The 1,092-nt window shown below is 32.1% G+C and carries 3 protein-coding genes; 1 reads left to right on the plus strand and 2 read right to left on the minus strand.

Annotated features, from left to right (window positions below; translation table 11 throughout):
* Positions 1–15: 15 nt before the first annotated feature.
* Entirely contained in the window at positions 16–297 is a 282-nt protein-coding gene (locus FTV42_RS17270; RefSeq protein WP_180039284.1) for a type II toxin-antitoxin system YafQ family toxin, read from the minus strand.
* A complete protein-coding gene (locus tag FTV42_RS17275; RefSeq protein WP_180039285.1) occupies positions 290–583 on the minus strand; it encodes a type II toxin-antitoxin system RelB/DinJ family antitoxin in 294 nt (97 codons plus the stop codon). The genes FTV42_RS17270 and FTV42_RS17275 overlap by 8 nt, the downstream gene beginning before the upstream one ends.
* Positions 584–807: 224 nt before the next feature.
* Between FTV42_RS17275 and FTV42_RS17280 the strand changes: the two genes are divergently transcribed.
* Positions 808–1,092: Bro-N domain-containing protein (locus FTV42_RS17280; RefSeq protein WP_180039286.1), on the plus strand; the 285-nt coding region annotated here is incomplete at its 3' end.

Below are 1,092 nucleotides of genomic sequence, written 5' to 3' on the forward strand. Positions count from 1 at the left end.
TTACGAATAATTTATTCATCCAAAAATTTCTGAATGACTATCTAACTGATGTAGTTCCAATATATCTTCACCAACAAGTCTATAAATTAAGACTAAATCAGGCTTTACATGGCAATCACGACAATTTTTAAATTCTGCTCCACCCTTTAGCGGATGATCTAAATATTTTTCAGGTAATGGCTGACTTTCTGCTAAGCAATCTAGAACTTCTGCCCATTCAGCCGTTACCAACTCCAAATAACTCTTTTTAATATCACGTTTAAAAGAAGTGGTAACGAGAATTATAGTTTTAGCCATGCGCTTCTACCGACATTGCTTTGATTGCTTCTTCTACCGTTTCATACTCGGTGTACTCGCCACTTTCAATTTCTTTAAGAGATTGAAGTAACTTTACTGTTGCTTTAGGGGTTAAAGTTATTTCCCTTGCATAATCAAAGGATAATGGAACAGTTTTCGTTTTAGCAATTTGATTCAAAAACAATTTAAATGCCTGTGGCATAGTTAAACCGTAATCCTCCAAAATTGGGGTAACTTTGTCTTTTAATTCAGTGTCTAACCGCATATTAAAATTGACTGCTGGCATAATTAGTGCTCCAAACAATACATATATAAACAAATTGTAAGATTTTTTCTTTACTTTTGCATTAATTTTAATGTAATAAAATGATTTATGATGTTTTTTATATCAATATTATGATGCTCTGCTATACGAGAAATTGAATATTACGGTTAGAAAACCAATAGTAGACTTATATATGATAGGTTGTATCGTAAGCAGTTGATAAATTAGATATTGGCAGAGGAAAAATGCAATTACAAATATTTAAATATGAAAATGATGAACGTATTTTAGATGACTTAACAACCATTCAAATAGAAGGTGAAGTTTGGTTTGTCGCAAGTGAAGTTTGTAAGCTCCTAGATATTCAAAACGTTCCTCGTGCAGTTTCATCACTAGATGATGATGAAAAGCAGCTATACCAAATCCGTATAGCAGGTCAGTTAAGAAAAGTTAATATTGTTTCCGAAAGTGGCTTATATGCTTTGGTATTTCAAAGTAAAAAACCTTCAGCCAAGCAGTTTAGAAAATGG

Source organism: Acinetobacter sp. YH16052 (assembly GCF_013417155.1).
Lineage (GTDB): Bacteria > Pseudomonadota > Gammaproteobacteria > Pseudomonadales > Moraxellaceae > Acinetobacter.

Excerpts from the sequence above, each read along its gene's own strand:
- FTV42_RS17270 (WP_180039284.1), bottom strand. The coding sequence starts at position 297 with ATGGCTAAAACTATAATTCTCGTTACCACTTCTTTTAAACGTGATATT.
- FTV42_RS17275 (WP_180039285.1), bottom strand. The coding sequence starts at position 583 with ATGCCAGCAGTCAATTTTAATATGCGGTTAGACACTGAATTAAAAGAC.